The organism is Allochromatium warmingii, from assembly GCF_900107145.1.
Classification (GTDB): domain Bacteria; phylum Pseudomonadota; class Gammaproteobacteria; order Chromatiales; family Chromatiaceae; genus Thermochromatium; species Thermochromatium warmingii.
On record NZ_FNOW01000066.1, the window covers coordinates 1 to 7572 of the forward strand.

Annotated in this window: 4 protein-coding genes and 1 pseudogene; 1 reads left to right on the plus strand and 4 read right to left on the minus strand. The window is 51.7% G+C overall.

The window, feature by feature from the left end:
- Positions 1 to 216: pseudogene (locus BLW10_RS13130) on the plus strand (IS481 family transposase); the annotation flags it as partial.
- Between the two features lie 78 nt (positions 217 to 294).
- Here the strand turns inward: BLW10_RS13130 and BLW10_RS13135 are convergent.
- From BLW10_RS13135 to BLW10_RS14570, 4 genes are all read right to left on the minus strand, one after another.
- Positions 295 to 1176 carry a glycosyltransferase family 2 protein gene (locus BLW10_RS13135; RefSeq protein ID WP_143117088.1) on the minus strand — a complete coding sequence of 294 codons (882 nt, stop codon included), beginning with the start codon at positions 1174 to 1176 and terminating at the stop codon, positions 295 to 297.
- A 121-nt stretch (positions 1177 to 1297) separates the two neighbouring features.
- Entirely contained in the window at positions 1298 to 2209 is a 912-nt protein-coding gene (locus BLW10_RS13140) for a sulfotransferase (protein ID WP_091335408.1), read from the minus strand.
- Positions 2210 to 2251: 42 nt separating this feature from the next.
- Positions 2252 to 6985: a sulfotransferase family 2 domain-containing protein gene (locus BLW10_RS13145; protein ID WP_177169073.1), complete on the minus strand. Its 4734-nt coding sequence runs from the start codon at positions 6983 to 6985 to the stop codon at positions 2252 to 2254.
- Positions 6986 to 7087: 102 nt separating this feature from the next.
- Complete coding sequence (locus BLW10_RS14570) at positions 7088 to 7525, minus strand: transposase family protein (protein WP_091335413.1); 438 nt, start codon at positions 7523 to 7525, stop codon at positions 7088 to 7090.
- Positions 7526 to 7572 lie beyond the last annotated feature (47 nt).

Sequence of the window (7572 nt, forward strand, 5' to 3'; positions counted from 1 at the left end):
AATGGGCGCATTGCCGAGGTGCTCGCCACCACTCGCTTTGATTCCTCCCAGAACCTAGCCGACACCCTCAACGGCTACGTGCGGTTATACAATCACCAGATCCCGCAGAAGGCGCTCGGACACATCGCGCCGATTCAAGCACTCAAGGACTGGCAACAACAATGCCCTGAACGCTTCAAAAAGCGCGTCTATAATCTCGCGGGACTTGACATCTAGGAATTAACGATACTGCCCACGGATTTAGTACCCATCATGACAAGCATGACCCGTGACATCTCGCCTGACGCTCTTTGCTTAAAGATGCCGGAGGAGCGCCAGATAGTCATGGAAAAATGTGCGATCTTCGACATACTCACCAGCATCCAGGCCAAGCTGGATCTGCGCCATAGTCGGTACTGCCTCAGCAAGGGCTGAGTGAATACCATCCTGCTGGATAACTCGGTAGAACCGACGCCAGTGCCAACCTATACTTTCAGCATACCTCGTATTACGCGAGTAAGCTTCTCCACCGCTCTTAATCTTACGCAGGAATTGAACTCGATTGCGCACCGGGAAATGGTAGATCGCAATTGCACTCACCCGCTGTGAAACTGTGGATTCATAAATCGCGCCATGATTACCCTGTGTTACAGAAACTAGACCTGGGCCAGCGATGATCGCCTTTTGCGGTAGACGGTAGGAGAAATAAGGTTGCCGCAGTTCCCTATCGTGATACCCCTGGCGCATGGGAGGTGGGATCGGATTAACCACACGATAGATCAAATCGTTAAACCAAGGTCCAGTCAGAAGACTATCGCAGGCATTAAACAAATTATGCCGATGACAAAGCTGAATGGGTTCCGTACACCCCACGATCCCATCTTTAAGTGAGCCACCAGGATAGCGCCAGAACTCATCAGCATCGCTGTTAATAATCCAATCCGCGCCATGCTTATCTCTCGCTAACAGGGCCATCCGCGTGACCCATTGATCTTGCGAAAAGTCATTTCCAGGCTCATCAATGAGCCTCAATGCGCCTGCCTGCTGGTAGTCAGCAAGAATTTCTCGAGTACCATCACTTGAACCGTTATCCGTGGCGATGATGAAGTCAACACCATTGGCAAGATGATATCGGATATTGGCATTAATGATGTCTCTCTCGTTCTTCACGAGTAGAGTCATGACGATTCGCTTCACACTCAAAGTACTCTAGGTCAGCGTCGCGAAACATGGCCTGATAGTCCTCATGGCTTAGCGTGCATGCTTCGCAAACGTTTCGACAACGCGTGGGTGCCAGCCTCTCAGCAAGATAGGGCAGTCAACTAAAATCCCGCAGATCGCGCAACCAGGTATCTGGAATTTGTCTGAACTTGCTTTGTGCCCATTGATAGTCAGCCTTCAAGGCTTGGAAAAAACGCTTGCGCAGCTCGCGAGACATCGCCGGATAGGCCGGCTTCTTGATGAGCAGAGATGGAGCCGAATTAATTTCAACATTTAAAAATTCACTGACGCGCTCGCAGACTGATACGACATCAGCACTAAACAAATGCTCTGAAAATACCGTTTTGATCTCGGTCGACGAAAAAACTGAACGAGCCGCAGTGTAACTGCGATGGTAGTCACTGCGGCGTCGAAACCTAGGGTCTTGTAACATCGCCAGGGCCAAGTCCTCCGCATTCAATGGCGGGAGATGAGCATAATCCGCGTAATTCAACGCAACCGGTTGACTGGCTGCCTCGCGCTGCCCTGGTTGTAAAGCCGCAAGCTTATTCGCTAAATGATGAGTCGCTGACCAATGACGGTCAACAGGATTGCGCAAGAGCTGAATCAGTTTTGCATTAAAAAAAAGCGATTTAATGGCGCCAAAATGTTCTGCATCCAACATAGCGTAAGACGGAGTGATGTCCCCTGAAACCGAGCCACTATTGACACCGCAATAACTCTGAAAAAAAGCCTTGTAGTCATCGTCGGATGACATGAGCGACCGCGCTCGTAATTGCTCATCTTCTCGGGTGAAATGCTCTCCAGATGCCTTGAGCGCACAGGAACGCGTTTCCCATCGCCACTGATACCACTGATGAAAGCCTTGCACTTTCCCTGTCCGTTCATCGAACCAATGAAATTCCTTTAATTCTGGCATGATCGCTGATGTCTTATTCTTTAGGAATCGATAAAGCCAGGTAGTTCCGCACTTCTGCGCACCAAGACAGGCGAAGTATTGACCGGGCATACTGATAGATCTCCCCTCGGTAACCGCATGTCATCATCAAGGCTAACAGGACATCTCTTTGCTTGCGATAGGGGCGGCAGCACCCTGGGCAATTGATTCTGACGCGCTAGCGCTTGCAACCCATCTCTTCGCAAAGAGCTCTAGCGCCGCCCGGTAGATCGCCATATCAACGGAGAGATCGACCTCAAGTGCTTGTCGTACCTCATCGGAGACTTGGGCCCACGCATCGTCGTGTCTGTGATCATTGTCGTCCAGCGCAAGCGTCAAGCTGAGTTGTTCACCGAACAGCGCGAGCGATTCGTGATAGCGCTCTGTCAACCCGAACGCGCTGAATTCCTCGGACAACACACGCACGCAGCGATTAACGACCTCCTCGTTTGGTAATGTTTGCCAGGCGGGGAACAGCTGCTTATTCTCAGGCTCCTGATCGAGCAAATAAGCAGCAAGATGGATCTGCGCGGAAGCATCTTCGTGGTTATTGAGGCAATCCAGAATCTCTTTTGTGGATGTATCGCTGCGATAAACTTTCTTCTGTTGCTCAAGAATGTTGAAATAGCACTTTAGTCGAAGGTCAACAGGATTGCTAAGCATGATGAATAGTCGTCGGCGAGGAAAGGCACGTTTCGCTACCGCAAAGCCGATGGCACCTGAAATCAGAAAATGTTTACCGTAGGGTATTTCTGGTCGTGGCCAGTCGAGAAGTTGAGCGATTAGATCACCCTGAATCAAGTCTAATGGTCCAACATGTGCGTTCGCTGCGGTATTAATGATGTCTAGCAGTGCGGTATCCACACTGCGATGAATGCTGACGAAGCACAGCTTTCCCTCACCTTCCGGAACCGGCATGGATAAAGACTTGGGATGAGCAAGGGCATAGCGATAGCGGTCACGAATCCGCTCTGGGGTATACCAAGAGGCGAGCAACGCATAATCTTCCGCATAATGCGTAATGAGGTCTTCCAGGGTCGCTGGAGACAAGGCCTCTAAGCCTATCTCCGGACCCCCAGTTTGAAAATGCCCAAATGTTAGTTGCTGCTTAACGCGATCGGATAAGTGGTTAGCTAATCCCGCCATGTCTTCTAGCGGATAAACAGCGTCGAAGGCGGTCAAGTCATCACCTAAGCGGAGTCTTTGAGGCGAGAAGTGCTGAAGAATCGCCTTGCTATATTGGCACATCTCGTCGATTTTTTCGGCGAACTCATTAATGCCTAATGGCTCAAATCGCCGCATATTCCAAGCAAACATCTCTGCGGCGTCAGCGTGAAAGAGAATGCGGTTGCGATAACCCGAGATGAAACGCTCGACAGGGTCGCGGATTACCGCAAACCGGCAATAGCCCTCTAATAAACGTGCATCAGACACAACGTTTTGATGTTTGCTGAAGTAATCATGGATTCGGTAGCGGGGTTGAAAAAGTTTGCCGCCATGATCCAGTTGGTACAGTAAGTGACTGATGGAGCTACAGGCGACCTTGGGAACCATGGCCGCTGCCAAGCGATGGGTGTCGCTGCGGCGCAGGACGACGTGAACCGCTCCTGCTCGTGTATATGCGATAAGGGGCGGCTGCTGAATCTCCCCTCTGCCATGGCTGGCGATAACCTCTCGATAAGCGTGTCTCGCCTCATCCCAGCGCCCGCGAACTTGGAGGCTGTGGGCATATCTGAGCTGAGCAGGCAGATTCGGACTCGCCCAGTTCTCGGGTACTGAAGAGAGGTATAAAGAGCGTTGGTTATAGCTATGAGGCCGCGCGAAAACCTGAGCATGTTTGGTCGGTGAAGGTTTTTCCCCAAGGAATGCGAACAGGGCATCGACTCTTGGCCCTTTGGTCACTAAGTCATCGTAGGTGAGATAGAAGGCCTGCTCAGGTCGCTCGGTTGCGTAGGATTGCAAAAAGTCAGCAAATTGACGCAAATCGGCTCGAAGCGGTTCCTGGTCACATTGTTGCCACCAAGCGCTTCGTGCCGTTTGTTCGGGGTCGCGGGTTAACAACACCAGCCGGCAGGGAGTCAGGATGGTCGTCAGAAATGATAGGTAAGCAGCCAATTCCGCGCCAGATGGATCGTCGCGGAAGATTTTAAAATAGCGGATCTCTTTGAAGCCAAGGCACCGGTGCCTTGACAGTGGCACACCTGCTTCCAACCAGGAAAGGAGTGGCCTCGCCAACGCTTGCGCATAATCGTGCGGCGACATGTCGTGGAGCCCAAACCATGGAGATTGCGGTGTGGTCAAGGAGTTTTTGCGCTCACTGCTCGCTTCGGCGAGGCTTTTCCAGGATAGATATAGGCCATAGGCCAGATTGTTATTCTCCCCCTTGATCGACCATCCGTCGATGGCATTCAGAAGTCCATTAAGTAATGTCGATCCGCTGCGACCATGGGTGACGATAAGGGTATAGCGAGGAGAGGAAGCTGACGGGTTGGACATCTGATCCACCGAATTGAGAGCGTGCAGTTTCTTGGCAATGGCTGAGCGAGTGCCGGTATCAACGGCTATCAGGCCGCGCAAGGTCTGGCTAACATCCGTTGGTGTAATCTGTTGTTCCGATAACAATTCAGCGACATAGAGGTCTTCAAACACGATTCCTGGAGCATTGGGTGGCAAGTTAGAAAGCGCCTGAGTGAAGATACATTTCAGGCTTTTTCGTGATAAGTAATATAACCAACCACCGTTGCAATACGGGATTGAGCGATGATGGATAGGCGGAGGGAGTAACGCTGATACAGTAGCACGGTAATGGAGGTAAATCGGGTTATGGCGTTTATTAATCTTGCCGGCATAATTATGTCCCGCAAGATCAAGGTGAGCGAAAAACTGACTGAGATCGGAGCCACTCGACACAGCGACGTCGTCGTCAACTTTTATCACCGATCGGCAATTCGTGCAGGCATACAAAAACCGCAATGCCTGGGCCACTTTATTGGGCAATGCTAGGTAGCCGTCATCGCCCGGGACCGTCATGACGTAGCCAAACGGCTCGGTTTCGAGGCGATGACTATTAATGGCGTTATCCGCTTTGATGATCATCACGCTGGGACCATCATGGATGCGTAAGCGATGGGCGAGCGCTTTGGCTTTTTGCAGGTTGGCGGCACAGGAGACAATCATGACAACCCTGCGTGCGTTCCCATGCCAAGACAAGACTGGTCCCAATCGCCGCAGGCTGCGCTGCACCTTGCCAACACATAAAGGTTCACGTGGATCGAGTTGGGCGGCGTTGATCAGGTAGCTGATTTCTGCTTCCGGTTGCCCAGCCAGATCAGCCAAGGCGGCTAAACGCCAAAGTAACAGCCTCGAGTATGTCTGCGATGAGGTACTTGCAAGAATGGGTTCCAGAAAAGGCGTCAATGCCGCAAGCCCTTCCGCAGCAGCGCCAGTCCTTGCCGCATGATCCAACGCGGTAAGCGCCTCTCGCTGCGCGGGCGGAAGCGGCTTGTAGGCTTTGATCTCATACAAACTGGGAATGGATTCAGACCAAGAAGCGATTGCTACAGATCGGTCATCGGCGTTTACTGAATAGCATTGGGCTTCTTTTGTCAGCATGCGGTCGGCCAGTTCCGCCAGCATTTCCCGGCGACGACCTGGCTTCATCATTAACAGTCTTGGTTCATTGAAAGCGGCGGCAAGAACGCCGATCCAAGTTTCTTCTTCATCGCCAACAAGCCAATTCGCAGCAGCGTAGGATCTAGGCGGCGGAATCGCTAAGCCAGTATCACGAGCACGCCGCAACCAGTCAATCGCCTCGAATCCATGGTCAAGATCGCTGTCGAGATGCGCAATTGGAATCCAGGCCGAAACATTGCCAGCGAACTCATGCTTGAGCCTTGCAAATAACCGATGCGCCGGAATGTATCGGCCACATTGGAGCATGGCCCGCGCGAGCAGTTGATGGCCATCGACGTTTGGACAGAGGCGAAAGGCGGCGATAGCGGCGTGAAGGGCCGCGCTTGGTTGATCGCGTGCAGAGTAAAGCCGACTTTGCACGCGAAGAGCCTGGTCTGTCACCCCACACAGCGCGTCATCGAGTAATTTTTGCGCTTCAGCATCACGTTGTTGCGCCGAGAGAAACTGGATGTAGCGCAAAACGATCGGCGTATCGTCGACACACTGAGACCGCGCTAGAATCAGGGTGGCCTCTGCGCTCGCGAGATCACCTGCCTTTTGCTGCAAAGCATTAATAAAGAGCCAGATGGAGGGAGCGGCTGGAAAGTGTGCGAGTAACTCACGAGCAGCTTCAAGGGCGGCGTCTGGAGGCAGGGTGTTTAGGTAAGGAATAGCAATCGGCAAGGCAGTTGGCGAATTGAGATACAGCGCTTCCAGCGCTTTTGGAGGCACCGACTCACCCTGCATCTGAGCTTTGAGTGTCAACAGTTGTAGATGGTCGTTTGGTGACGCACGGTCGTTGGCGACGAGTTGCTCCAATGAACGGACAGCGGCAGCGGGTTCGCCAAGCGCGCGGTAGCACTGGGCAAGGTTGCGCAACAGTCCCAGGTCTTCAGGTTGCGCAGCGAAGAGTTCCGACCACAGTGTCAGGGCTGCTGCCCAGCGGTCGGCTCGTTGTGCGATTGTGGCGGAGCGGCGCTGTTGGCGCGCCATGGGCTCGGCGGCTAGTGAAGGCGCTTGCGCTACTTGCTCAGCTTCGCCAAGGCGCCCACAATGCACGAGGAAGTTAAACAGAGCGACTGCATCGACGGTGGCGCCGTCGGATTGTGCGAAGCGTGATCGCAGCGTTTGTAGTTGACTCGACAGGTAGGGTCTATCAAGTTTAGTATCACTCATCAGTAGACTGACCGCCTCAGATGACATAGCTGATCACAAGGCGAGATTGGGTGAGTCAGGTTGCAAAACACTAGACTTGTACCGCACGCTAACTTATTGATTTTAGGCTATTTTGAAGTTCCAGAGTCCGGCTCCAAGTCCCAAAAATTGATCAATGAATACAACGGATTGATTGCGAACGCGATGTGTTAGGCAGTGAAAATGCTTCATGCCTCCAATAGCATGTTCAACAACAACGCGCTTTTGGGCGTGCGCTTTATTCGATTTTTCCTGCTCCTCGGTCAAAGCTGGAGATGGATTTTTCTTAGACTTTCTTGGTTTTTTATGTGGTAAAACGATCTTGGATTTTGACCCATAATAGACTTGTACCGACCGAAAAACGACCCCATATTCCAAAAAATTTAGTTTTGAGACCATATCATGATTTTTGAAAAATTTAAAAATATAGATAATGATCGCACGATTAAAGCCACAATTGGCATGAGTCGGGCAAAGTTCGATCAACTGGTAACGGATTTTACAGCCGCTTTTCAAGCGCATCAAGTCGAGCGATTACAGAGAAAAGAAATTAAACGCTTGCCTTCTGG